The sequence below is a fragment of the Allobosea minatitlanensis genome (assembly GCF_964020775.1).
Genome location: NZ_OZ224509.1, coordinates 3,839,789 through 3,864,189, shown reverse-complemented (window position 1 = coordinate 3,864,189; position 24,401 = coordinate 3,839,789). Strand labels below are relative to the sequence as shown.

Here is a 24,401-nt window from a genome sequence, read left to right as displayed (position 1 = left end):
GCCGCGCTTCAGAACTTGATCGCGGCGCCGACGCCCATCGTGGCGCCGCGCGCATAGACCGTGCCGTAGACCGGCGCGCCGGTCAGCACGCTGGTGCCATAGGGCTGGGCGAAGGTGACGTAGCGCTTGTCGAGCAGGTTCTCGCCGAAGAGATAGGCCTCGCCCTTCTCCCATTCGACGCCGAGCCGGGCGGAGAGCAGGTGGACCGCCTTGAGCTTGGCCAGGTTGCCGGCCTCCGAATAGCGCGGGCCGATATAGTTGTAGCCGACGCGGGCGAGCAAGTTCCCCGGCCCGAAGGCCGCGATGCCGAGCGGGGCGCGATAGGTGACCGAGGCCTTGCCGGCCCATTCCGGCACCTGCGGCAACTGGTTGCCCTTCTTCAGCCCGGCCTGCGCGGCGGCCGCGGCGGCGGGCACGTCGGTGATCTCGGTCGAGGTGTAGGTGATGCCGCCGGCGATCTCCCAGTTCTCGGTGACGCGCCAGCTCGCATCGAGCTCCACCCCGTAGCTCTTGGTGTCGAGATTGAGCGACTGCTGGGCGAAGTTCTGCAGATCGTAGGCTAGGATCTGCTCCTTGCTGACGTCGTTGTAGAACAGGGCGGCCGAGACCTTCAGCCGATCGTCCAGGAACGAGCCGCGGCCGCCGATCTCGTAGGCGACGATGCTCGACGAATCATAGGGCGTGCGCGGCACGCCGGCCCACATCAGCGAGTTGAAGGTGCCGAAGCCACCGCTCTTGTAGCCGCGCGAGACGCTGGCGAAGCTGGTGAGCTTGTCGGTCCAGTCATAGGAGAGCGAGGCCCGGCCGGTCCAGAAATTATAGTCCCTCTTGCCGCCCTCGGCGAAGGCCGGAACCGTACCGGGCGTGCCGTCGTTCCAGAATTCGCCGTCATACTTCTTCTGTTCGCGCGTATAGCGGCCGCCGAGCGAGAGCTTCAGCCGGTCGATCACCGGATAGGTCACTTCGCTGAAGACCGCCTGGCCGGTCGTCGTCTGGTGCAGGTTGTCGAAGCCAGAGACGGCAGGGCCGTAGACGAAGACGTTGCGCATCGAGAACAACTTCGCCTCGTCGCGATAATAGGCGAGGCCGGCGATCCATTGCAGCGTCTCGCCCGGGTTGGAGCTCAGGCGCAGTTCCTGCGTGAAGCGGTTCTGGTCGATGTTCCGGTCGAAGTAGTTGCCGGCGATGTTGCCGAAGGCGTCGAGCGGCAGGCCGGTGATGCGGCTGCCGAGGAAGAAGTCGGCGCCGTTATAGGTCAGGTCGGCGCGGAGCGCGTTGTAGGAGGTCTGCGAGGTGAAGGTGAAACGCTCGAAGCTGTGCTCGAACTTCGACTGGAAGGCGTAGTTCTTCGTGACCTCCCGCCCCAGGTTCTGGGCCGCCAGGATCGGGAAGCCGTCGCCCTTCAGCGCATAGTAGACCGGCACGCCATCCGAGGAATCGGCGCTGCCGCTGAGCGTCCAGGTGGTCCGGTCGGTCGGCGTGAAGCGCAGCGTCAGGCGGCCCGTCGCGCTCTGCTCGCGGCCGAGATCGGGGCCGACGACGTTGTTGACGTAGCCGTCGATGCCGCGAAGGCGGAAGGCGATGCGCGCGCCGAGCTTGTCCTTGATCAGCGGGCCGCCGACCGCGCCTTCGAGCAGGCGATGGTTCTGCGTGCCGTATTCCGAGCGCAGATAGCCTTTCCAGGTGTCGTCGGGCAGGGCCGGCACCAGATTGACCGCGCCGCCCGTGGTGTTGCGGCCGAACAGCGTGCTCTGCGGCCCCTTCAGCACCTCGACGCGCTCGAGATCGAGATAATTGGCGTTGGAGGAGCCGATCGGCAGCGGCGTGCCGTCGACGAAGGTGAGCACCGAGGAATCGTCCGGGCCGAGCGGGAACAGGATGGGCCCGACGCCGCGCATGATCAGGAACGAGGTCGAGCGGTCGCCGAAGCCCGGTATGTAGACGCCGGCGACATCCTTCAGCGCCGCGGGCGCGTCATAGGCCCGCTTCTCGTCGAGCTGGGCCCGGCTCTGCACGTCCACCGCGAAGGGGATCTCCCGCAGGGTCTCGTCGCGCCGGCGCGCGGTCACCGTGATCTCGTCGAGCTGGAGCACCTGCGCGTCCCGGCCTTGCGCCCGGGCGGGCTCGGGTAGCGGGCAGAGCATCCCCGCGAGCGCCGTCGTCGCGAGCAGCATGAAAGGGCTGGCGGAGTGGCTGAAGGGCCGCTTCATGAGGGTCGGGCTCCGTGGGGTGAAGAGGTGTGAAGGTCGTCGCCGCGCCGGCGCGCGCGCCAGGCGACGAGCGCGCCGGCAGCGCAGAAGCCGGCCGCGAGGCCGAGCAGCAGGGGCAGGCCGCCGCGGCCGAGGACGAAGCCGGAGGCGATGGCCGAGACCGTCGCGACGAGGGCATCGATGCTGGAAAGGGCCGCGGCCTGCGTCGTGCCGCGATCGCCGGCGCAGATCGGCAGGACCAGCGCGCGGAAGACGACGAAGAAGGCGTAGCCGAGCGCCATCACCGCGAGCGACAGGGCGATGGCGACCATCGGCTCGGCCCTGACGCCCGAGAGGGCGAAGCCCGCGAAGCAGAAGGCCGAGGCGAGGCTGACCAGGAGCGCGACGCGCCAGACCTCGCTGCCGCGCAGCACCAGCCCCGTCGCCCAGGAGGCGATCACGCCGACGCCGTTGGCGCCGATCGCCGCCACGAGGCCGATCTGGCCGAGGCTCAAGCCCGCATCGACCTGCAGCACGGGCAGCATGCCGCCGGCAAGGCCGAGGCCGCCATGGCCGAGCAGCGAGAAGGCCAGCCGCCGGCGCGCCGGGACGCTTCTCAGGAAGCGCCAGAGGCCGGACGCCGCGTCGGGGCCGTTCCCGCCCTGGTCCGTCGCGGTTCCGCCGCCCGGAAGCAGCAGCGCCGGCAGCGCCAGCCCGGCCGTGATCAGGACGAGCAGCAGGATGATGCCGCTCCAGCCGGCGCCGTCGCAGAGCATGATGCCGGCGCCCATGACGAGGCCGCCCAGCGCGAAGCCGATGCCCTGGAGCGGGGCAGAGCGCACCCGCGCCTCCCGCGGGAAGCCGGCGAGCAGATAGCCGTCGAGCGCCACGGCCGCCGTCGCGATCGCCATGATCGCGAGCGTGGCGACGGCGATGATGCCGGATGTGCCGCCATGGGGCTCGAAGGCCGCGAGGCTCGCCGTGATCGCCACGGCGAGGGCGAGGCAGACGAGCACCATGCACCGGAAGACCGGCGCCTGCTCCCGGCCGAGGCGGGCCACGACCGGAGCCCAGGCGACGCGTAGCGCAAAGGGCAGATAGGCCAGGAAGACGAGATTGGCGGCTTCCGGCGGCTGGCCGGCCTGGCGCAGGCTCGCCGGCAGGATGTTGTAGATGAAGAAGAGGGGGACGGCGGCCGCGCCATAGACCGCGCCGATGCCGAGGCGCAGCGAGCGCTGCAGCGGCAGGGGTCGAGCCATGCCCGCAGCGGCGGAAGGCGATGCCAGACTCATCTCAGCCTCCATCCGGCCGCACGCTCCTGCGCCTGCCAGAGCCGGGCATAGAGCCCGCCCCGCGCGAGCAGTTCCGGATGCCGGCCTTCCTCGACGATCCGCCCCCGATCCATCACATGGATCCGGTCGGCTTCGGCGATGCTGCGCAGGCGATGGGCGACGACGACGAGGGTGCGTCCGTCTTCCAGCGCCGCGACCGCCTGCTGGATGGCGCGCTCGGTCAGCGGATCCATGGCGGAGCTGGCCTCGTCGAGCAGCAGGATCGGCGCGTCCTTCAGAAGCGCCCGCGCGACGGCGACGCGCTGGCGTTCGCCGCCCGACAAGGTGCGCCCGCCTTCGCCGATCACGGTATCGAGCCCGTCCGGCAGGGCCGCGATCAATTCCTCCAGCCTTGCCGCGCGGATGGCGGCGGCGAGCCGGGCTTCGTCGGCGCCGGGCGCGCCGAGCAGGATGTTGGCGCGCAGCGTGTCCCGGAAGAGGTGGACGTCCTGGTTCACCAGCGCCGTCAGCGCCTGCAGCCGGGCCGGCGGGATGTCCGCGATATCGACGCCTCCGACCGTCACGCGGCCGCTCTGGGGGTCGAAGAAGCGCATCATCAGGCCGACGACGCTCGACTTGCCGGCCCCGCTCGGCCCGACGATCGCGGTCATGCCGCCCTGGCGGGCGGCCAGGGCGATGCCGTCGACCGCGCCGCGCCTGCCGTCATGGCTGAACGAGACCCGTTCGAGCGCGAAGTCGAGAGGCGTGCCCGGCTCGCGCCCGCGATGCGCGAGCGCCGGTTCGGCGAGGAAGCGGGCCATGCCGGCCTCGGCCTGCATGCCGAGGCTGAACGGCAGCATCTGCCCGAGCACCGCCGCCGACAGGGCGTGGCCCGCCGCGAGCCCGAGCAGCAGCGCCGGGATCAGCGACGGCGCGGCCTCGCCGCCCCGCCAGGCCAGGATCATCAGCGCCAGCGGCAAGCCGGCGCCCATCAGCGTCGCGGCGACGCCATGGAGCGAGACCAGGACGGGCGTATAGCCGAGCATCAGGCGGCGCAGGCGGTCGGCCGCCTCGGCGAAGCGGGCGAAGGCGCCCTCGCCGGCGCGGAAGGAGCGGAACACCGCGATCCCCTCGCCATATTCGCCGATGCGCTGGCTGATATCGGTCAGCTCGGCGTTGCGGCGCGCGATCACCCGTTTCAGGAGGCGTCCGGCCACGGGCAGAGACAGCAGGCCGAGGCCGAAGGCGAAGAGAACAGCGAGTGCGGTCGCCGGGTCGAACCAGGCCGCCGCCAGCAGCAGGCACAGCCCCGCGGCGAGCCCCCCGAACAGCCGGTTCAGCGTGAAGGTCGAGGCTTCGTTGATCCAGCGCCCGTCCTCGGTGACGAGGCTTGCCAGCCGCGCCGCACTCCAGCGCCCGAGCGCGCCGAGCGGCACCGCCCGCATATGCGCGACCAGCCGGTTGCGGATCGCCTCGGTCGCGACATTGCCGGCGCGGAATCCCGACGACCAGGCGAGGCGGATCAGCACAATGCGCAGCGCCACGGCGGCGACCACGGCGAGGGCGTAGGGCAGCAGCGCCGGCAGGTCGGCGGGGCCCTGCGCCAGCCGCATCAGGCCGAGCGCGACGGCGACCACCGGCCCTGCCGTCATCAGCCCCTCGAGGAAGGTGAAGAGCATGGCGCGCCGGAACAGGGCGCGCGCATCGCCGAGATGGGCGTGGATGAAGGCGAGCAATCTCATGGGCGGGCCTCCGCCGCGAGCGCGGGCCGGGCGGCCTGTTCGTCACGGCGTCCATCGGCATGGCGATGATGGGCGACGGCTTCATGCGCCGCGAACATCCGGGCATAGAGCCCGCCCTGCTCGACCAGCGCGGCATGGCTGCCGCGCTCGGCCACGCGGCCGGCATCCAGGACCAGGATCTCGTCGGCATGGACGATGGTGTGCAGGCGGTGGGCGATCACGATCAGGGTGCGCTCGCGCGCGAGGTCCTCGATCGCGTCCTGGATCAGCGCCTCGTTCTCGGGATCGGCGAAGGCCGTGGCCTCGTCGAGCACGAGGATCGGCGAGTCCTTCAGGATGGCGCGCGCGATCGAGATGCGCTGGCGCTCGCCGCCGGAGAGCCCGAGGCCGCGCTCGCCGACGATGGTGTCGTAGCCCTGCGGCAGCGCCGCGATGAAGTCATGCGCCCGGGCGCGCCGCGCCGCGTCGATCACCGCGTCGCCATCGGCGTCGGGTCGGCCGAGGCGGATATTGTCGGCGATCGTGCCGGCGAAGAGGAAAACCTCCTGGAAGACGAAGGAGACGGCACGGTTGAGCGCGTCCGGCGCCAGCTCGCGGATATCGACGCCGCCGATCGAGACGGCGCCGCTGCCGACGTCGTGGAAGCGGGCGATCAGCCGCGCCAGCGTCGATTTGCCGGAGCCGCTGGGCCCGACCAGGGCGAGGCAGCGCCCCGGCGCCACCGTGAAATCGACGCCATGCAGCACCTGCCGCGCGCCATAGGAGAAGCTCACATTCTTGAAGCGCAGCAGCCTGTCGGCCGGCTCGCCCGGCGCGGCGCTGACCGGAAGCTCCGGGGCGGCGAGGACCGCGTCGATGCGGTCGAGCAACTGTACCTGGCGCATCAGGCGATGGCTGATGCCCTGCAGCGAGGTGAAGACGTCGCCGAGCCCGTAGGCGATGGCGAGGAAGGCTGCCAGCGTCGCCGGGCCGAGCCAGCCCTGCGCCGCCATCAGCAGGCCGGCGGGCGCGGCGAAGAGCAGATGGCTCGAGAGCAGCACCTGCGCGGCCGAGCCCGGCACCACGGCATGGTGCATCCAGGCATCGGAGAAACGCGTCATCTCAGCGAAGATGCGCTGCGTCCGCGCGGTGGCCTGTTCGTCCTGGTTGAAGGCGCGCACCGTGGGCAGGCCGTCGGCCATCTCGGCGACCGTCTCGGCCATGCGGGACTGGATCGCGAGATAGTCATGCGTCGGGCCTTCGCCCTGCTTCATCACACGCCCGATCAGGACGAGCCCGAGAGCGATCGGGAGAAGCGCGAGCAGCGTCAGGCGCCAGTCGATGGCGGCGAGCAGCGCGAGCGCGAGGACCGGCGCGACGATCGCCGCGCTGAGCTCCGGCACGAGATGGGCCATGCCGTCCTCGACCCCCTCGACATCGTCGAGCAGGATGGTGCGCAATTCGCCCTTGGAGCGGTCGTCGAAGAAACCGAGCGGCACGCGTGCGAGCTTGGCGGCGAGCGCAAGCCGCAGTTCCTGCTGGGTCTGGAAGGCGATCCGGTGCGACAGGCCGGTCGCCAGCGAGAAGAACAGGTGCCGCGCGGCCACGGCGCCGAGCGCGAGCCCTCCGACCAGGCCGATCCATTGCCAGTCGACGCCGCCATCGAGGATAGCCGCGAGCGCGGCGGCGGCAGCGGCATAGGGCGCGAGCGAGAGCAGCGCCGCCAGCGTCCCGCACAGGATCGAGAGCAGCAGGAGCCAGCGCCGCTTCCGCATCATCGCGAAGAGCCGCATGGCGACGGCGCCGATCGAGACCGAGGCGCGCGGCTCGGTTGCGGCCTTCGCCGCCTTGTCGTTGTCCGGCCCGCGCGCGTCGACGGCGAGGGCCTCTGTGGAAGCGCTGACCGTCACGGCAGACCTTCGATCCGAGGATGGACCGTCTTCTTATTGGCGCGCTGAAGGCGCCTCCATGCATCTCGCCTTTGCCGGCCGTAGTTTTTCCTTTGCGCGCCCGCAGGATTTGGAAGGGTTACAGATCCTGGCGCGGCGAGCGGCCGAAACGCCGGCGATAGGCGGTGGCGAAGTTCGCGGGGCTGGAGAAGCCGACGCGATAGCCGACCTCGGCGATCGACAGGCGCCGCTCCCGCACCAGCACGCGCGCGATCTCCAGCCGCCGTTCGCGCAGATAGTCGATGATGGTCGAGCCGAAGGCCGCCTTGAAGGCCTGCCGCAGGCTGGTTTCGTTGAGGCCGACGATGCGGGCGAGTTCCGGGACGGCGGGCGGGTCGGCGAGCTGGTTGTCGAGGATCAGGCGGGCATGCTCGGCATGCTCGCGATGCGAGCGGGAGAGCTGCGGCATCCCGCGCCGCTGCTCTTGGAAGATGCCCGCGACCTCGACCAGCGCGGACAGCACCCGGCTCTCGGAATAGAGCTGCGCCAGCCTGCCCTGATAGGGGTTCTCCGCGAGTTGCAGGAGATGGGCGCGCAGGGCCGTGCGGGCCTCGACCTCCTGCCAGAGGAAGCCGTCGGCGAAGCTGTCCAGCATCGTCTCGCAGCCGCTCAGCCCGGCCTCTTCCCCAAGCTCGCGGAGGAACTCGGCTCCGACATGGAAGCCGCTCATCCGGCAGACCTGGCCGGGCCTTTGCGCCGAGCGGATATCGACCTGATCGCTCACGCCCAGCAGCGTCGGCACGCCGATCCGCGAGGTCGCGATCGAATGGCCGTCGACGAAGCCGGTATGCTCGCCCGCGAGAAGGATGCCGACGAACAGGCTCGGCCGGTAGGAGCCCACCACCCGTTCGTCGTCGAGATATTCGAGGTCGCAGCCGGTGAGATGCACCGATGGCCTGATCGGCTCGATCCAGTAGCTGCCGCGGGCGAAGGAAACGCCGGTCTGGAGCACCTGCCGCGGCGCCGCGATCGACAGGTAGACTGTCCCGTCGAGATAGGCCTCGACGTCCCTGTAGGAAATCTCGCCGCTCACATGGAGTCGATGATCCTCGGAATATTCAATCATGCATCAGCATTGCGGGCCAGCGCCAACCGTGGCGGAGGCTGCACAGTACAATGTAACAAAAAATCCTTCAAACCATTGTTTTCAATATGTAATTAGAACGCTTCCATAGTGCTTCGCGCCGGCATTGCGGTTCGTCGCGGCGCCCTGCGCATTCATCGGGCTCGATCCGGGCGATGTGTCGTGCAGCACCACGTCGATGGCGAGCTACCGGCGCAGGGGATCGATCGAGCGGATCGTGTGGACGCGCCGCACCAGCTCGTCCGCGCCGCACGGCCAGATCACTCGATTGTCCGCTCCGGCGCCCGGCCAGACCGGCTCGCGCCCCGGCGGCGGGATCAGCACGCTGACATCGCCACCCGCGCCGCGGCGTGCAGCTCGGGTTCGTCAGCCATTGCGGGGGCCTCCACGGTTCAGGAGCCAGATCAGATAGGGTCCGCCGATCAGCGCGGCAAACAGCCCGACCGGGAGCTGATAGGGAAAGACGACGAGTCGCGCGAGCCAGTCGGCGGTGATCATCACCCCGCAGCCGATCAGCATGGCGGCGAGGAGCTGGTCGCGGCTGCGCGCGAAGCCGGCGAGACGCGCGAGATGCGGCGCGATCAGCCCGATCAGGCTAAGCGGGCCGACCAGGAGCGAAGCGACCGCCGTCGCCAGCGCGGCCATGGCGGCGAGGCAGAGGCGGCTGCGCGTCACGGCGAGCCCGAGGCTGCGGCCGGTCGCCTCTCCGAGCGGCAGCAGGTCGAGCCAGCGGCTGGCGAGCAGGAGCGGCGCGATCAGCACGATGCAGGCGATCAGGCCGGTCCAGGCCTCGAAGACGCCGGCCCGGTTGGTCGAGCCCGAGAGCCAGACCAGCAGCAGATAGGCGCGCAGGTCGCCCTGGGCCATCGCTGTCGAGACCACGGCCATGCAGAGCGCCCCCATGGCGATGCCGGCCAGCAGCAGGCGCTGCGGGCCGATGCCGGGGCGGGCGGCGAAGAGCAGCATGACGACCAGCACCGCCAGCGAGCCGCCCGCGATGCCGGAGAGCATCGCGAAGGGGCTCGTCGGCATCAGGGTGAGCGCGAGCAGCAATCCGACGCCGCCGCCGGCGCTGACGCCGAGCACCTCGGGCCCCGCGAGCGGATTCGCGGTCAGGCGCTGCATCAGGCAGCCGGCGGCCCCGAGAAGCGCGCCGGCCGTGCCGGCCGCGGCGAGGCGCGGGCCGCGGAAGGGCAGCAGGTCCCAGAACAGCGCGCCCGTCGCCCAGCTCCATCCGGCCGGCCCGCGGCCGAGCAGGAGGCCGAGCGCGGCCACCGCCAGGATGAGGCCGGCCAGCGGAGCGAGCGAACGCAGCGATCGCGCCGCCCGATAAGATCCCCATGCGGCGTCCTGCGCCTGCGGCGGCAGGGCGAGGGGAACCCGTCGCATCAGCCAGAGCAGGAGCGGCCCGCCGAACAGGGCGGTCGCCGCGCCCGTCGGCGCGAGATCGTTGAAGCCGGAGCCGAGCAGTTGCACGGCGCTGTCGGTGATCGAGAGCAGCAGGGCTCCGAGCGCCGGCGCCGCCAGCAGCATCTGGCGCGGCGTGCGGGCGCCGAGCTCGCGCGCCAGGGCCGGCGCGGCGAGGCCGACGAAGCCGATCACCCCGACCTCGGCGGTGACGCTCGCCGCCAGCCAGACCGCGATGCCGAGCACGGCGAAGCGGGCGGCGGGCAAGGTGAGGCCGAGGCCGTGCGCCACATCCTCGTCGAGGCCGAGGAGGGTGAGCGGGCGCAGCAGCAAGGCCGCGGCGGCGGCGCTCAGGGCGAGGCGCGGCGCGAGCGCGAGGACGGCGTCCCAGCTCTGCTGGTTGAGCGAGCCGGCGCCCCAGATGAACAGCGACAGCACATATTCGCCCTTGGCGAGGATAACGGTCGCGCTCGCGGCCGCCGCGACGAGCGCGACGACCATGCCGGAGAGAACGACGGTCATCGGATCGAGGCCGCGCCGCCAGCTCAGCCCGAGCACGAGCGCGACGGCGGCAAGGGCGCCGGCCAGCGCCACGCCCTCCCGCGATGCGGCGATCAGCGCAGGCGCGTAGGCGGAGGCGACGGTGAGCGCGAGCTGCGCCCCGGACGCGATGCCGAGCGTGGAGGCATCGGCGACCGGATTGCGCAGCACGCGCTGCAGCAGCATGCCCGCAAGCCCGAGCGCCGCGCCGCAGACCAGCGCGGTGGCGGCCCGCGGCATCAGGCTGTGCCAGAGCAGGATGCTCTCGAGCGTCCGCGCGAGCGCGGGCGAGGCCGGCAGGGCGGGCCGCGTCGCCACCACCGCCGCGAGCAGTGCCGCCGCCGCCAGCGCGGCGAAGGCCCAGGCGCCGGAGCGCCCGCCGAGCCGCGGGCGAGCAGGTCCGGCGGCGTCAGCCACGGGCCGCCTCCGCCGCGAGCAGGCCCTCGGTCAGCAGCCGGGCGAAGCGCCGTGCTGCGGGCAGGCCGCCGTAGGGATTGATCGAGCCGATCCGGAGCAGCCGGCCTTCGCGCAGATTGGGCAATGCGTTCCAGAAGGCGCTGCGCGCGAGCGTCTCCATGGCGCCGGGCGGCACCGGCGGAATCAGGGCGATCTCGGCTTGCGGCACCTGCGCCAGCGCCTCCAGCCCGATCGGCGCCGTGGCGGAATAGCTCGTATGGTCCGTCCAGGCATTGGCGAGGCCGAGCCGCCGCAGCACCTCGCCGAACATGCTGTCGTCGCCGAAGACGCGGAAATGCCTGGCATCGCCGAGATTGATGGGAATGACGGAGCGTGTCGCGAGCGGTTTCAGCCTGTCGCGCAGGGCCGCGAACTCGGCCTCGGTCTCCGCGACGTAACGCTCCGCCGCCGCCGCCGCGCCGAGCCGCTCCCCGATGCGGCGGGTCATCGCCAGTGCCGGCTCGTAGGGCGGCCGGCCCGGCGCATAGACGGAAAAACTCTCGACCGGCGCGATCCGGCGCAGGCGCGGCTCGGAGCCGGCATAGAAGCTCGACGACAGGATCAGATCCGGCCGCGACAGCAGCAGCAGTTCGAAATTGACGGAGCCACGCAGACCGAGATCGGTGACCTGCGCAGGCACCGCAGGCTCGACGGCGACCTCGCGGAACTGGCGCAATTCCGGCGCCGCGACGGGCGGCAGGCCGAGCGCGAGCAGGGTCTCCAGCACCGACCAGTCGACGGTCGCGACGCGCAGGCCGCCGGCCCGCGCCGGCCGGGCGCAGCCCGCGGCCGCGATCAGGCCAAGCGCGGTGCGGCGCGTCGGATGTGCCGTGAATCCGGTCATGCGCGGCACTACCACAACGGAAGGCCGCAGCGCAGCGCCGCGGCCCTCGATGCGTCGCCGGCGGGCCTCACCAGCGATAATTCGCCGAGACGGTGACGGTGCGGGCATCGCCGTAGCTGCAGCTCGAAAAGTCCTGGCAGCTCTTCACATAGGCCTTGTCGAAGAGGTTGGTGACGTTGACCGCCAGCCCCCAGTTGCCGACCTTGTAGCGGATCGCGGCGTCGACCAGCGTCGCGCCCGGCACCTTCAGCGTGTTGGCGTTGTCGGCCCAGGACTTGCCGACATAGCGCACGCCGGCGCCGAGGCTCAGCCCCTTCAGGACGCCCTCGGTGAAGGTGTAGTCGGCCCAGCCCGATGCGGTGATCTCGGGCACGATGAACGGCGTCTTGCCGACCAGCGACGGGTCGGTGTGCTTGCTGATCTCCAGGTTGAACGCCGTCAGCGCGGCCAGCACCTTCAGGTTCTCGGTGAGGTTGGCCTTGGCCTCGAACTCGAAGCCGGTCGAGGTCACCTGTCCGAGCTGCTGCTGGGCGAAGGCGTTGAAGAAGGTCGGTGCGGGGACGAGGACGTTGTCCTTGACGATGTGGAAGACCGAGGCGGTGAACAGCGCATCGACGAAGGTGGGCTTGTACTTGATGCCGCCCTCGACCTGCCAGCCCTTCTCCGGCTTGAACGGCAGGAAGACGCCGGGGACGCCGGTCGAGGTGCCGTCGAAGACCGGGTTGAAGAAGGTCGCGACGCTGGCATAGGGCGTCAGCCCGTTGGCGAATTCATAGGCGAGGCCGGCGCGCCCGCTGAAGGCCCCCTCCTTGTCGTCATAGCTCGGCGAGAAGGCGAGCGTGGCCGGGCTCACCGACTTCTTCTCGGCATAGTCGTAGCGCCCGTTGAACGTCGCCAGCCAGCCGCCACCGAAGCGGATCTGGTCCTGCAGATAGACGCCGATCTGATGGTGCTTCAGCTTCTGATCGAGATAGACGAAGCTCGCCCCTTGCGGCGCCCCGTAGACCGGGTTGGTGACGCTGATCGTCGTCCCGCCGCCCGATGCCTGGACATGGTCGATCTCGAAATACTTGTAGTCGAGGCCGATCATCCAGGAATGCTGCAGCGGCCCGGTGTCGACCTTGCCTTCGAGGCGGTTGTCAATGGTGAAGGTGTTGACCTTGGTGTGCTCCTGGAAGCCGATCCGGTAGAGCTGGTAGTCCGGTCCCAGCGGCTGGAAGCCGTTGCCGAAGGGCGCGTCGGGCCCAGCATAGCCATAGCCATAGGGGCCGAGCTGGGAGCCGCGCATCTGGCCGTAGCGGGCGTTCTGCGAGAAGGTCACGCCGCCGAAATCATGCTGGAACTCGTAGCCCAGCATCGTTGTGACCCGCTTCTGGCTGTCGATCGACGGCTCGCCGAGGAAGGCGTCGCGCCGGATCTTGCCGAAAGGCGCGTTCACCACCGTGCCGACATAGGGCAGGAAGTTGCCGCCGGAATGGATCTGGTCGAGATAGCTGTAGGCGCCATAGGCGGTGATGCGGGTGGCGCCGTTCGGCTGATAGGTGATCTGCGGCATGATCGTGCCGCGGAAATCGTTGGAATAGTCGGTGTACTGGTCGCCGCCCGAGAGCTTGCCGGTCAGGCGGGTGCTCCACACGCCCTGCTTGTCGCTGAGGCCGGCATCGATGCCGACATAGGCATTGCCGAAATTGTTGATGCCGGCTTCGACATAGCCGAAATTCCTGCCGTTCGGCCGCTTGCTGACCAGGCTGACGATGCCGCCGGGGTTGGAGCCGCCATAGAGCACCGAGGCCGGGCCCTTCAGCACCTCGACCCGCTCCAGCATGAAGGGGTCGATCTGGAAGCCGCCGAAACCGTAGCCATAGAGCTGGAGGCCGTCGAGATAGACGCCGGTCTGTGTCGCCTGGAAGCCGCGGATGAAGAACCAGTCCGTATCCGGGTCGGCGCCGAAGGGCTGCGCGGTGACGCCGGCCGTGTAGCGCAGCGCCTCGTCGACCTTCAGCGCCTTGCGGTCGTCGAGCTCGTCGCGGCCGATGACCGAGACCGATTGCGGGATGGCGGTGATCGGCGTGTTGCTCTTCGAGCCGGTGGTGGAGCGCGTCGCGACATAGCCGTTGACGGGCCCGGTCGCCGTCTCGGCCCGGCCCTCGACCGTGATCGTGTCGAGCTGGACCGTCGGGGCGGGCGCGGTCTGCGCCAGCGCGGCGGCTCCGTATAACAGCGCCGTCAAAGAAGCAGTCGAGTAAAGAACAAGGTTCTTCATCATGTCTCGTCGATAGCACATGGCCGGCTCAAGCCCCAATATTGCGTGCCGTACAGGAATAGGTCAAAATTAGAACCATTCAAAATACAGCCACTGCTTTGCATAGCGGCGTATCATTGGCGGTCAATTCTGGATTGATCGTTCCTGTCATGTATTGAACGTTCCTGGGCAGGCGGGTAGAATTGCGATTGTCGCGTTGCATTTTGAACACGCGCTTTGACGCGATTATCCGGCCGCAGGAGGGTCAGGATGGGTTTCCAGCCAGGCATGCGATCGGTCCGCGAAGGCATCAGCGTGATCGGCTCGCTCAAATGCCGGAGCTGGAACGGCGTCATCGCGGATCTCTGGCAGGCGGAGTGCCAGGCCGGCGCCACGGGCGAATACGTCTCGGACCATCCGCGGCTCTTCATCGTCCTCGACAAGGCCGGCGGCAGCTTCGAGACGCGGCTCGAGCCGTCGGAGCCGGGCATCTCGCCACGGGGCGGCGCGCATGGGATCAGCTTCATGCCGGCCGGTGTGCCGGTCTGGGGGCGCACGCAGCAGCGCATGCGCATCCGCCATCTCGACCTGCATTTCGATCCCGCCGGCGTCAGCGAGCGCCTGGGCGAGGCATTGTCGCGCGAGCTGCTGCGGCAGCCGCGCATCATGTTCTCGAATGAGCGCATCCAGATGCTGGCGCGGCTCATCGCCGGCGAATGCGCCGAGCCCGATGCCCGGCACGACCTTTATGGCGACAGCCTCGTCCTCGCGGTGCTGATCGACCTGTTCGGCGTCGCGCGCGAGGCGCCGCGCCGCCGGACGCCGCTGACCAGCCGGCAGCTCAAGACTGTGACGGACTACATCGCCGAGCACGCCGCCGGCAGGATCCGCCTGCAGGATCTCGCCGGTCTCGTCGGTCTGTCGCAATCGCATTTCAGCCACGCCTTCAAGGCCTCGACCGGGCTGCCGCCGCATCAATGGCAGCTCAAGGCCCGGATCGAGCAGGGCCAGCGGCTGCTCGCCGCCGGCGACCGGTCGCTGACCGAGGTCGCCGTCGAAGCCGGCTTCTCGGACCAGGCCCATTTCACGCGCGTGTTCCGGCGCATGGTCGGGGAGACGCCGGCCGCATGGCGGCGCAGCACGCTGGACAGGGCGCTGTCGCTGGATTGAGGCCAGCAGGGACGGGACGCGCTGCCGGCCTTCAGGGCTTGAGCTGCTTGGGCGAGAGCCGGAAGCGCTTCCGGAAGGCGACGGACAGATGGGCGGGGCTGTATCCGACGCGATAGGCCACCGAGGATACGTTCATGTCTCCCGCGCTCAGCAGCCGAGAGGCCTCCTCCAGACGCAGCGACTGGAGGTAGCCATAGACGCTGTCCTCGAATACGCGCTGGAAGCCGGCCTTGAGCTTGCGCGCATTGAGGCCGGTGGCCGCGCTGAACTCCGCCAGGGACGGAGGGTTGCGCAGGCGCGCCGCGCGGATGTCCCGCGCGAGGTGGAGCTCGATGTCGGAGGTCGCCAGCCGGGGAAGGTCGCGCGGCTCCGATGCGTCGAAGGCGGCGACGGCATGGGCGGCGATCTCGAGCGCCTTCCCCGACTGCGGCTGGTCGGGAAGCTTGCACAGGAGCTCGCCGCCCTCCACGATGACGAGCTTCAGGCGCGAGCTCGCGCCGTGGGCAGGCAGCCGGCGCCGCAGCCGCTCAGACGGCGCGTCCCAGCGGGGCACCGCTCCCCGTGCGCGAGGTGATGAGCCCATAGTGCTCGACGCGCCTATGCGCTGCAAAATTGAAGATCGTCTCCTTGCCGAAGCGCGTGGCGTCGAGATCGCAGGCATGGACGAGCAGCCCGTCCTCCTCATGGTCGAGCTCGCCGACGATCTTGCCGTCCGGCCCGGCGATCAGCGTGCCGCCGAACAGGGCATGCCCGTCCTCCACCCCGGCCTTGGCAACGGCTACCACCCAGGTCGAGTTCTGATAGGCGCCGGCCTGCACCGACAGGCGATGGTGGAAGAGGCGATCGGCCAGGGTTTCCGTGCTGGAATGGCCGTTCGCGGTCGGCGTGTTGTAGCCCAGCACGATCATCTCGACGCCCTGGAGCCCCATGATGCGATAGGTCTCGGGCCACCGTCGATCATTGCAGATCGCCATGCCGACCAGGCCGCCTTCGAAAGCCCAGACCGGGAAACCCAGGTCGCCGGGCTCGAAATACCGCTTTTCGAGGTGCTGATGCGCCCGGCTGGGGTCGTATTCGGCATGGCCCGGCAAATGCACCTTGCGGTATTTGCCGGCGATTCGCCCGGTCTTGTCGACGAGGATCGAGCTGTTGAAGTGCCGCCCTTCCGGCGTCAGCTCGGCATAGCCGAAATTCATCGCGATCTGCAGCTCCCGCGCCCTGTCGAACAGCGGCTGCGTCTGCGGGCCGGGCATGGCGGTCTCGAACCAGCGATCCGCCTGGGCGCGATCCTCGTAATGCCAGCGCGGAAAGAAGGTCGTCAGGGCGAGCTCGGGGTAGACCACGAAATCGGCGCCGCGCATCTTCGCCTGCTCCATCAGGGCGATCATCCGGCTGACGACCGAAGCACGGTCGTCAGCCTGATGGATAGGGCCGAGCTGAGCCGCAGCGACGGTGAGAATGCGCGACATCGATAGAACTCCATGGCAAGGCGCGCCCCATGCGGGCCCTGGAGAATCTAGCCGAGTGCTCCCAGAACAAGCATATGCTAATTTCCGCGCCATTCATAAGGGAGGGTTATGGGCATGGCGATGAATCTGCGGCAGATCGAGATGTTCCGCGCGGTGATGGCGACGGGGTCGATCAGCGGGGCGGCGCGGCTGCTGTCGGTCTCCCAGCCCGCCATCAGCCGGCTTCTGTCCTATACGGAAGACCGGCTCGGATTGTCCCTCTTCGAGCGCGTCAAGGGCAGGGTGCAGCCGACGCCCGAGGCGCGCCTGCTGTTCGCCGAGGTCGAGCAGGTCCACCAGGGGGTGGCCCGGGTCAACGAGCTCGCCGATGAGCTGCGGCGCGGCGCGGCCGGCTCGGTCCGGCTGGTCGCGAGCCCCAGCGTCGGCCATATGCTGGTTCCGAAGGCGATTGCCCGCTTTCGCCAGGCTCATCCGGAGGTGCGCGTCGAGCTCGAGATCCTGACGCTCGCCGACCTGATCGCCCGCATCGCGAGCCATCGCGCCGATCTCGCGGTGACGTCGATGGCGGTCGACGATCCGACGGTCAAGGCGACGCAGATCGGCGAAGGCCGCCTCCAGGTGATCTTTCCCGCCGGCCATCCGCTCGGCGAGAAGCGGGTGGTGAAGCCGGCCGACCTCGTGCCCTATCCGATCATCGGCTACGGTTCGCAGACGCCCTACGGCATGGTCGTCAGCCGCGCGCTGAGCGGCGCGCCGAAACCCATCCGCTTCAATGCGCAAGTGCGCTTCACGCCCAATGCCTGCTGCCTCGTCCAGGCCGGCGGGGGTGTCGCCATCGTCGATGATTTCGTGCTGATGGACAATGCCTGGCCGAATATCCGGTCGCGCCCGCTGGTGCCCAAGATGGCGACGCGGCCCCATCTGCTGTCGTCGCGGATCGAGCCGCTGTCGCGCATCGCCCGCAGCTTCGTCGACGGTTTGCGCACGCTGCTGCCGGCGGCGCCCGACGACGCCTTTCCTTCATGACGGGCGATGCGGAAGGCGATCGAATGAGGAGGCCGGAAGCGGCCATAACACGCCATTATGATTTCGCGAAAAATTGGTATTTGATTTGATCCGCGCTGCGGTTCCTTCTGCTGAGAAGGGAACCGGCAAAAGGATAATCGTGATGTTCAAGTTCATGTCGACCGCGGCCAGGGCCGTCCTCGGAGTCGCGGTCGCGCTCGGCGCCGCGACGGGAGCGGCGCGGGCCGCCGACAACGTCCACCTCATGCTCGACTGGATTCCGACGGGCGATTACGCGCCCTACTATGCCGGCATCGCCTCGGGGATCTATGCGCGCAACGGCATCACCCTTCGGATCAGCCGCGGCAACGGCTCGGGCGACACGCTCAGCAAGGTTGCCGGCGGAGCCGCCGATATCGGCATGGCCGACATCTCGGCGCTCTTCACCGCCCGCCAGCGCAGTTCCGTGCCGCTGAAGATGATCGGCGCGGTCTATGCTCACTCGCCCCATTCCCTTTTCGTGCTCAAGGATTCGGGGATCACGAGCTTCAGCGGCTTGGAAGGCAAGAAGATCGGCATCACGCCGGGCAACAGCCACAGGCTCTACTTCCCGGCAGTGGCGGCCGCCGCCCACACCGATCCGAGCAAGATCGAATGGGTGACCGTTGACGGCTCGGCGATGGGGCCGCTGCTGATCGCCGGCAAGATCGATGCGATGCCGTCCTACTCGACCAATTTCTACTACCAGAACAAGCAGGCGCAGAAGGCCGGCAAGGAGCTCGCCTTCCTACCCTTCGTCGAGGCTGGCTTCGCGATCTACTCGCTGGCGTTTCACACTTCCGAAGCGACCATTCAGAAGCGACCCGAGATGCTGCGCCATTTCATGAAGGCGACGCTGGAGGCCTGGGATGCCGCGCGCGCCGATCCGCAGGCGGCCTGCGAGGCCCATGTGAAGGCCAACCAGCAGGTCGACCTCGACGACTGCCTGGGCAGCCTGAAGGCGACCCTCGCTTTCATCTTCACCGACCATGCCAGGGAGGCGGGTGTCGGCGGCATCACGGCCGAGCGGCTGAAGAAGACCTACGAGGTCGTCGCGAAGGCCCAGGACCTGGATATCTCGGTCGATCCGCAGACGGCGGTCGACATGTCCTTCCTCCCGGCCAGGCAGTGAGCATCCGGCGGATACTGGCGGCCCTGGAGGCCTATCGATGATTGACATCAAGCAGGTCGGTCAGGTCTTCGGCGCGGTCGGCAATGGCGGCGTGAGAGCGCTGCAGGGCATCGACCTGACGGTGAAGGATCGCGAGATCGTCACGCTGGTCGGTCCCTCCGGCTGCGGCAAGTCCACGCTGCTGCGGCTGGTTTCGGGCCTCGTCGCGCCGACGGAAGGGAGCATCTTCATCCGCGACGAGCGGGTCACCGGGCCGCGCCAGGACACCGGCATCGTCTTCCAGGCGCCGACCCTGCTGCCCTGGGCGACGATCGTCGAGAACGTGATGTTTCCGTCGACCATCATGGGCCGCGCCGACGAGGCGGCGCGGCGCCGGGCGAAGGACCTGCTCAAGGTGGCCGGCATCGCCGATTTCGCCGAGCACCGCCCCCGCCAGCTCTCCGGCGGCATGCAGCAGCGCGCCGCGATCTGCCGTGCGCTGGTGCACGATCCCGACATCCTGCTGATGGACGAGCCCTTCGGCGCGCTCGACGCGCTGACGCGCGAGATCATGACGATCGAGCTGTTGCGGATCTGGTCCAACACGCCCAAGACCATTCTCTTCGTCACCCATTCCATTCCCGAGGCGGTGATCCTGGCCGACCGCGTGGTGGTCATGTCCCCGCGCCCCGGTCGGATCGCCGAGATCATCGACGTCGACCTTCCGCGGCCGCGCGACTTCTCGCTCTCGGGCCATCCCGAATTCCAGCGCTGCACGGGCCGCATCCGCGACCTGATCTTCGGCGAACAGGGGGCGCGCTTCGATGTCGAACACTAGGCTCCCCGGCTGGCTGAGCGCGAGCCGCGAATTCCTGATCCCGCTGCTCGCGCTGCTCGTGCTGATGGCGGTGTGGGAGGCGAGCGCCCGGCTCTTCGCCATTCCGGAGTATCTGCTGCCGTCGCCCTCGCGCATCGTCGAGGACATGGCGGCGATGGGCGGCCAGCAGCTCGGCGAGCACATGGTGGCGACGCTGCGCACGGTGCTGTTCGGGTTCTTCCTGTCGATCGCCGTCAGCTTTCCCCTGGCCGTGCTGATCTCGTCCTCGCGGCTCGCGGCGGATGCGATCTACCCCCTGCTGGTGCTGACGCAGTCGGTGCCGAAGGTGGCGATCGCGCCGATCCTCGTCGTGATGCTCGGCCCCAACGAGATGCCGCGCGTGATCGTGACCTTCCTCGTCGCCTTCTTTCCGCTGGTGATCGCGATGACGACCGGCCTGCTCGCGGTGCCGTCGGAGTTGATCGAGCTTGCGCGCTCCTGCCGGGCGAGCAAGCTGCAGGAGCTGTTCCGGGTGCGGCTGCCCTTTTCGATCCCCTTCATTTTCTCGGGACTGAAATCGGCGATCGCGCTGTCGGTCGTGGGCGCCGTGGTCGGCGAATTCGTCGCGGCCGAGCGCGGGCTCGGCTACCTCATCACCTCGGCGACGGCCTTTTTCAAGGTGCCTGTCGCCTTTGGCGCGATGCTGGTCCTGGCGCTGCTCGGCATCGTTCTTTTCCAGCTCATCGTGGTGGCCGAGCGGGTCTTCTTCCCCTGGGCCGCCGCCGAGGAGCGGCGCTGATGGACATGGCGGGTCGCCCAGCATGAAGAGCGCGCTCTACACCGTCATCCGCAACGCGCTCGTCCTGCTGCCGGGCCGGGCGCAGGCCGACGCCGTCGACCTCCTGCTCGAGGGCGACATGATCCGCGAGATCGGCCCGCGCGGGCTGGCCGCTCCGGAGGGCGCGCAGGTCGTCGATGCCGCCGGCAAGCTCATCCATGCCGGCCTGATCAACGCCCATACGCATGCGCATGGCGCGCTGGCCAAGGCGATGGGCGACCGCTGGTCGCTGGAGCTGCTGCTTGCCGCGGGCCCCTGGATCAGCGGCAACCGCAGTTTCGAGGACAAGTATCTCTCGGCGGCGCTGAACGGTGCCGAGATGGTCCTGAAGGGGACCACCGCTTGCTACGACCTGTTCTTCGAGGTGCCGGCGCCGACGGTGGAGGGCATGGAGGCGATCGCACGCGCCTATCGGGATGTCGGCATGCGGGCGACCATCGCGCCGATGGTGGCGGACCTGACGCTCTACCAGGCCGTTCCCGGCCTCTACGAGGCGCTGCCGGAAGCTCTGCGGGCCGAGGTCGACCGCTTCCGCCTGCAGCCCTATGAGCGGACGCTGAAAGGCTTCGAGACTTTCGTCCGCGACGGGCGCGTCGACGGCGAGAGGCTGAGGATCGCGCTGGCGCCGACGATTCCCCTGCACTGCACCGACGATTTTCTCGGCGCCTGCCGCGACTGCGCCCGGCGCCACGGCCTCGCCCTGCACAGCCATGTCTCGGAATCGAAGATCCAGGCGCTCTCGGGGATCAGGCGCTATGGCCGTACGCTGACCGCCCATCTCGACCGGCTCGGCCTCCTGGGGCCGGACTTCACCGTGGCGCATGGCGTCTGGCTCGATGACGAGGATATGCGCATTCTCGCCGGCCATGGCGCTTCCGTGGCGCATAATCCCGCCAGCAACATGCGCCTCGGCAGCGGGCTCGCCGATGTTCGGGCCATGCTCGAGGCCGGCGTCAATGTGGCGATCGGAACGGACGGCTCCAACAGCGGCGACAATCAGAACATGTACGAGGCGACCCGGCTCGCCTCCTTCGTGTCGAAGGTGCGCGGCCCGGAGGTGGACGGCTGGCTGACCACGCCGGAAGCCCTGCATGCGGCCACCGAGGGCGGCGCCCGCGCGCTGGGCTTCGACCGTATCGGGCGGATCGCGACCGGCTACAAGGCCGACCTCGTCTTTGTGGACCTCGGCCATATCAACTGGCTCCCGCACAACCACACGGTGAACCAGATCGTCCATGTCGAGGACGGCACCGCCGTGCGCGACGTGATGATCGGCGGGCGCTTCGTGGTCAGGGACGGACACCTTTTGACGCTCGACCTGGCCAGGCTCGCGCAGCAGGCCGAGGCGGCGCGCGAGCGGCTGACGGCGGTCAACGCGCCGATGAAGCTGCTCGCCGAAAGGCTGCAGGAAGCCGTGGCGCGGTTCTGCGTCGGCCTCGCCCGCGAGCCCTATCGGGTCGAGCGTTACGGGGCGCCCTTGCGCTGAGGCGGACCGCGGGCGTCGTTCGCCGGGCGGGCTTCAGCCCAGGCCGGCATCGAGCCGGCGCACCGTCTCGGCCAGCACGCGCGCGCCGTCGCCGGCCTGCCCGGGCGTGATCGATTCCTCCGGCGCGTGGCTGCGTCCGTCGAGGCAGGGTACGAAGATCATGCCGATCGGTTCGGTCCGGGCGACGAAGACGCCGTCATGGCCGGCGCCGCTGGGCAGGTTGCGCGTGGCGAGCCCGAGCGAGGCTGCGGCATCGGCGATGGCCTTGCGGATCCCGGCTGCGCAGGCGGTGGGCGCGACATGGCTGATCGGTTCGACCGCGATGGCGAGGCGCAGCGCCTCCAGCGTTGGCCGCAGGTCTCGCAGCAATCCGGCGCCGAAGGCCGCGACCGCCGCTTCGTTGCCGGAGCGGACTTCCAGCGTCAGCACGGCTTCGCCCGGCACGGCATTGGCCGCGTTGGGGCTGACCTCGATGCGCCCGAAGGTCGCGACCAGCGGCTGCTCGTCGCGCGCCGTCGCCAGCGCCCGCTCATGGGCGGCTTCGACCAGCTTCGCGGCGCCGACCAGCGCATCGGCGCGCAGCGGCATCGGCGTTGCGCCGGCATGGTCGGCCCGGCCGGTGACGGTGATGCGCTCCCGGCGGATGCCGACGATGTCGGTCACGATCCCGATCGGGATGCGCTCGTTCTCCAGCACGCGGCCCTGCTCGATATGGAGCTCGACATAGGCGGCGACGCCATCCGCCGGCCGCCTGGCCGAGGCGATCTCATCCGGCCGGCCGCCGACGAAGGCGATGCCGTCGCGCAGCGTCATGCCGTCCGGGCGGGCGAGGGCGAGGTGCTGCTCGCTCAGCGCTCCCGCGAGGGCGCGGCTGCCGATGCAGGAGAGGCCGAACTCGCTGGGCTCCTCCGCGAGGAAGTCGACGACCTCCAGCGTATGGCGCAAGCGCTCGCCGCGCTCCCCGAGGCTCTGGGCGACCTCCAGCGCCGCGATCACGCCGAGGATGCCGTCATAGCGGCCGCCGGAGGGCACCGTGTCCGAATGCGAGCCGATCAGGATCGGCTTCAATGCGGGATCGGCGCCGGGGAGGCGGCCGAAGAGGTTGCCGGCCGCGTCGAGCCCGGTCTCCAGCCCGGCGCCTCGGAACTGCGCCGCGAGCCATTCCCGGCCTTCGAGGAAGCGCGGCGTGAAGGAGCGGCGGGTCCAGGGACGCTCGGGGTCAGTGATCCGCGAGAGCGTTTCGAGACGCTGCCAGAGCCGGTCCTGGTCGATCGCCATGGCAGCTCACGCCGTGGGGCGCAGGAAGCGGCCGTCTCCGGCCTTGTTGCAGATCCGCTGACCGTCCCAGGCGAGCCGGCCGCGAACATAGGTGGCGGCGACACGGACGCGGAGCTCGCGGCCTTCCATCGAGCTCCACCTCACGGCCGAGAGGCTCTTGCCCGGATCATGGACGAAGCGGCCGGGTTCCAGCACGGCGATGTCGGCATCGGCTCCCGCTTCGAGCCGGCCCTTATCGGCGAGCAGGAAGGCTTTCGCCGGGCCCTCGCAGAGCTGCTTCACCACGATGGTGGGCGGGAGCCCGTGCTCCTCGCAGCCGGTCCAGAGCGCCGGCAGCAGGGTCTCGATCCCCGGCCCGCCCGAGGTGTTCCTGAAGATGTTCGGGTCACTCTTCTTCTCCAGCCCCCAGGAGACGTGATCCGACGAGATGAAGTCGCAATGGCCGGCGGCGAGATGGCTCCAGAGCAGGTCGCTCTCGGCCTTGGGGCGGATCGGCGGGTAGTGCTTGATCCTGGCGCCGAAGCGCGGGCCGTGCTCCTCGGCATTGAGCATGAAATACTGCACGCAGCTCTCGACCGTCGCCTTGTGGCCGGCGCGCTTGTACATGTTGCAGATCTCGAAGCCGCGCGCGGTCGAGACATGGACGGCGTGGGCGCGCGCGCCGGTCTCGGCGCCGATCTCGTAGATCCGGGCCGTCGCGAGATTTTCGATCAGTGCGGTGTGGGCGCGCAGGAAGGCGTCCGGGCCGGTGTCGCCCGCCTCGATCAGCTTCGCGATGTTGCGCCTCGTCATCTCCTGGTCCTGATTGTGGACGCCGCAGAGCAGGCCGGTCGGCTCGATCAGCCTGAAGGCTTCGTAGAGCGTGTCGTCGCCGATGCGCGGAAAACGCGTCGGATTGGCCTCGAAGGTCGAGAACTTGAAGGCGCAGGCGCCTGCCTCCACCAGCCCGGGAATGGCGTGGAGCCCGTTCTCGACGGCGATCGTGGCATAGAGCGCGACATCGACATGGGCGTCGCGCTCGACCACCGCGACCTTCGCGTTGAAGAGCCTGGCGCTGGTGACGGGCTCGGGCTCGTCATAGGGCATGTCGACCATGACCGTGACGCCGCCGGCCGCCGCGGCGCGGGAGCACATGCCGATGCCTTCGTGATCGGCCTGGCTGCCGGAATGGACCTGGCCGTCGATCACGCCCGGCATGATCCAGTGGCCGCGGAAATCCTGGGTTTCCCGGGCGGAAGGCGGGGCGCCGGCGCCGACCTTGCCGATCTTGCCGCCGCTGACGGCGACATGGCCGTCTTCGATGACGTGGTTGGACAGCACGATATTGCCGCGCAGGACGAGATCGAAATCGGACATTTCGGGCCACTTCGCAAGAATGATGATCTGCAGGGAGAACTTAGACGAAGCATTCTCAAAACAACGAATACCAATTGATGCCTTATGCATAACAGCCGATTATGCGCCTCTGTCCCGGTTTTGGGGTCC

18 protein-coding genes are annotated in these 24,401 nt (G+C 69.2%); 6 read left to right on the top strand and 12 right to left on the bottom strand.

Going from position 1 to position 24,401, the window contains the following annotated elements; genetic code table 11:
* Positions 1-8 precede the first annotated feature (8 nt).
* The 8 genes from ACWH43_RS19060 to ACWH43_RS19025 form a co-directional block, all read right to left on the bottom strand.
* Complete coding sequence (locus ACWH43_RS19060) at positions 9-2,210, bottom strand: TonB-dependent receptor (RefSeq protein ID WP_260349275.1); 2,202 nt, start codon at positions 2,208-2,210, stop codon at positions 9-11.
* On the bottom strand, positions 2,207-3,481 hold the full coding sequence (locus tag ACWH43_RS19055) for a hypothetical protein (protein ID WP_158446178.1): 1,275 nt from the start codon (positions 3,479-3,481) through the stop codon (positions 2,207-2,209). The genes ACWH43_RS19060 and ACWH43_RS19055 overlap by 4 nt, the downstream gene beginning before the upstream one ends.
* Entirely contained in the window at positions 3,478-5,202 is a 1,725-nt protein-coding gene (locus ACWH43_RS19050; RefSeq protein ID WP_158446179.1) for an ABC transporter ATP-binding protein, read from the bottom strand. Before ACWH43_RS19050 ends, ACWH43_RS19055 begins: the two co-directional genes overlap by 4 nt.
* Positions 5,199-7,091 (bottom strand): ABC transporter ATP-binding protein, encoded by a 1,893-nt coding sequence (locus ACWH43_RS19045; RefSeq protein WP_158446180.1) that lies wholly within the window; start codon positions 7,089-7,091, stop codon positions 5,199-5,201. The genes ACWH43_RS19050 and ACWH43_RS19045 overlap by 4 nt, the downstream gene beginning before the upstream one ends.
* Before the next feature lie 118 nt (positions 7,092-7,209).
* On the bottom strand, positions 7,210-8,163 hold the full coding sequence (locus ACWH43_RS19040) for a helix-turn-helix transcriptional regulator (RefSeq protein WP_260349274.1): 954 nt from the start codon (positions 8,161-8,163) through the stop codon (positions 7,210-7,212).
* 417 nt (positions 8,164-8,580) lie between these two features.
* On the bottom strand, positions 8,581-10,578 hold the full coding sequence (fhuB, locus tag ACWH43_RS19035) for a Fe(3+)-hydroxamate ABC transporter permease FhuB (protein WP_158446182.1): 1,998 nt from the start codon (positions 10,576-10,578) through the stop codon (positions 8,581-8,583).
* The gene (locus ACWH43_RS19030) at positions 10,571-11,461 is read right to left on the bottom strand and encodes an ABC transporter substrate-binding protein (RefSeq protein WP_158446183.1); all 891 of its coding nucleotides are present in this window, start codon (positions 11,459-11,461) and stop codon (positions 10,571-10,573) included. Before ACWH43_RS19030 ends, fhuB begins: the two co-directional genes overlap by 8 nt.
* Positions 11,462-11,528: 67 nt before the next feature.
* Positions 11,529-13,724: a TonB-dependent siderophore receptor gene (locus tag ACWH43_RS19025; RefSeq protein WP_260349273.1), complete on the bottom strand. Its 2,196-nt coding sequence runs from the start codon at positions 13,722-13,724 to the stop codon at positions 11,529-11,531.
* Positions 13,725-13,973: 249 nt separating this feature from the next.
* On the opposite strand from ACWH43_RS19025, the gene ACWH43_RS19020 reads away from it, so the two are divergent.
* A complete protein-coding gene (locus ACWH43_RS19020) occupies positions 13,974-14,873 on the top strand; it encodes a helix-turn-helix transcriptional regulator (protein ID WP_158446185.1) in 900 nt (299 codons plus the stop codon).
* A gap of 31 nt (positions 14,874-14,904) precedes the next feature.
* Here the strand turns inward: ACWH43_RS19020 and ACWH43_RS19015 are convergent, their stop codons facing one another.
* Positions 14,905-15,426: an AraC family transcriptional regulator gene (locus ACWH43_RS19015; RefSeq protein WP_260349272.1), complete on the bottom strand. Its 522-nt coding sequence runs from the start codon at positions 15,424-15,426 to the stop codon at positions 14,905-14,907.
* Positions 15,401-16,342, bottom strand: a complete 942-nt coding sequence (locus ACWH43_RS19010) for an N-carbamoyl-D-amino-acid hydrolase (RefSeq protein ID WP_158446187.1) — start codon at positions 16,340-16,342, stop codon at positions 15,401-15,403. The genes ACWH43_RS19015 and ACWH43_RS19010 overlap by 26 nt, the downstream gene beginning before the upstream one ends.
* Before the next feature lie 114 nt (positions 16,343-16,456).
* Between ACWH43_RS19010 and ACWH43_RS19005 the strand changes: the two genes are divergently transcribed.
* From ACWH43_RS19005 to ACWH43_RS18985, 5 genes are all read left to right on the top strand, one after another.
* On the top strand, positions 16,457-17,368 hold the full coding sequence (locus ACWH43_RS19005; protein ID WP_158446188.1) for a LysR family transcriptional regulator: 912 nt from the start codon (positions 16,457-16,459) through the stop codon (positions 17,366-17,368).
* A gap of 142 nt (positions 17,369-17,510) precedes the next feature.
* Entirely contained in the window at positions 17,511-18,518 is a 1,008-nt protein-coding gene (locus ACWH43_RS19000) for an ABC transporter substrate-binding protein (RefSeq protein ID WP_260349271.1), read from the top strand.
* A gap of 37 nt (positions 18,519-18,555) precedes the next feature.
* On the top strand, positions 18,556-19,335 hold the full coding sequence (locus tag ACWH43_RS18995) for an ABC transporter ATP-binding protein (protein ID WP_158446189.1): 780 nt from the start codon (positions 18,556-18,558) through the stop codon (positions 19,333-19,335).
* Complete coding sequence (locus ACWH43_RS18990) at positions 19,322-20,113, top strand: ABC transporter permease (protein WP_158446190.1); 792 nt, start codon at positions 19,322-19,324, stop codon at positions 20,111-20,113. The genes ACWH43_RS18995 and ACWH43_RS18990 overlap by 14 nt, the downstream gene beginning before the upstream one ends.
* A 22-nt stretch (positions 20,114-20,135) precedes the next feature.
* Positions 20,136-21,638: an amidohydrolase family protein gene (locus ACWH43_RS18985; protein WP_158446191.1), complete on the top strand. Its 1,503-nt coding sequence runs from the start codon at positions 20,136-20,138 to the stop codon at positions 21,636-21,638.
* Between the two features lie 33 nt (positions 21,639-21,671).
* Here ACWH43_RS18985 and ACWH43_RS18980 read toward each other — a convergent pair whose 3' ends face one another.
* On the bottom strand, positions 21,672-22,916 hold the full coding sequence (locus tag ACWH43_RS18980) for a Zn-dependent hydrolase (protein WP_158446192.1): 1,245 nt from the start codon (positions 22,914-22,916) through the stop codon (positions 21,672-21,674).
* A 6-nt stretch (positions 22,917-22,922) separates the two neighbouring features.
* Positions 22,923-24,272 (bottom strand): dihydroorotase, encoded by a 1,350-nt coding sequence (locus ACWH43_RS18975; protein ID WP_158446193.1) that lies wholly within the window; start codon positions 24,270-24,272, stop codon positions 22,923-22,925.
* Positions 24,273-24,401 lie beyond the last annotated feature (129 nt).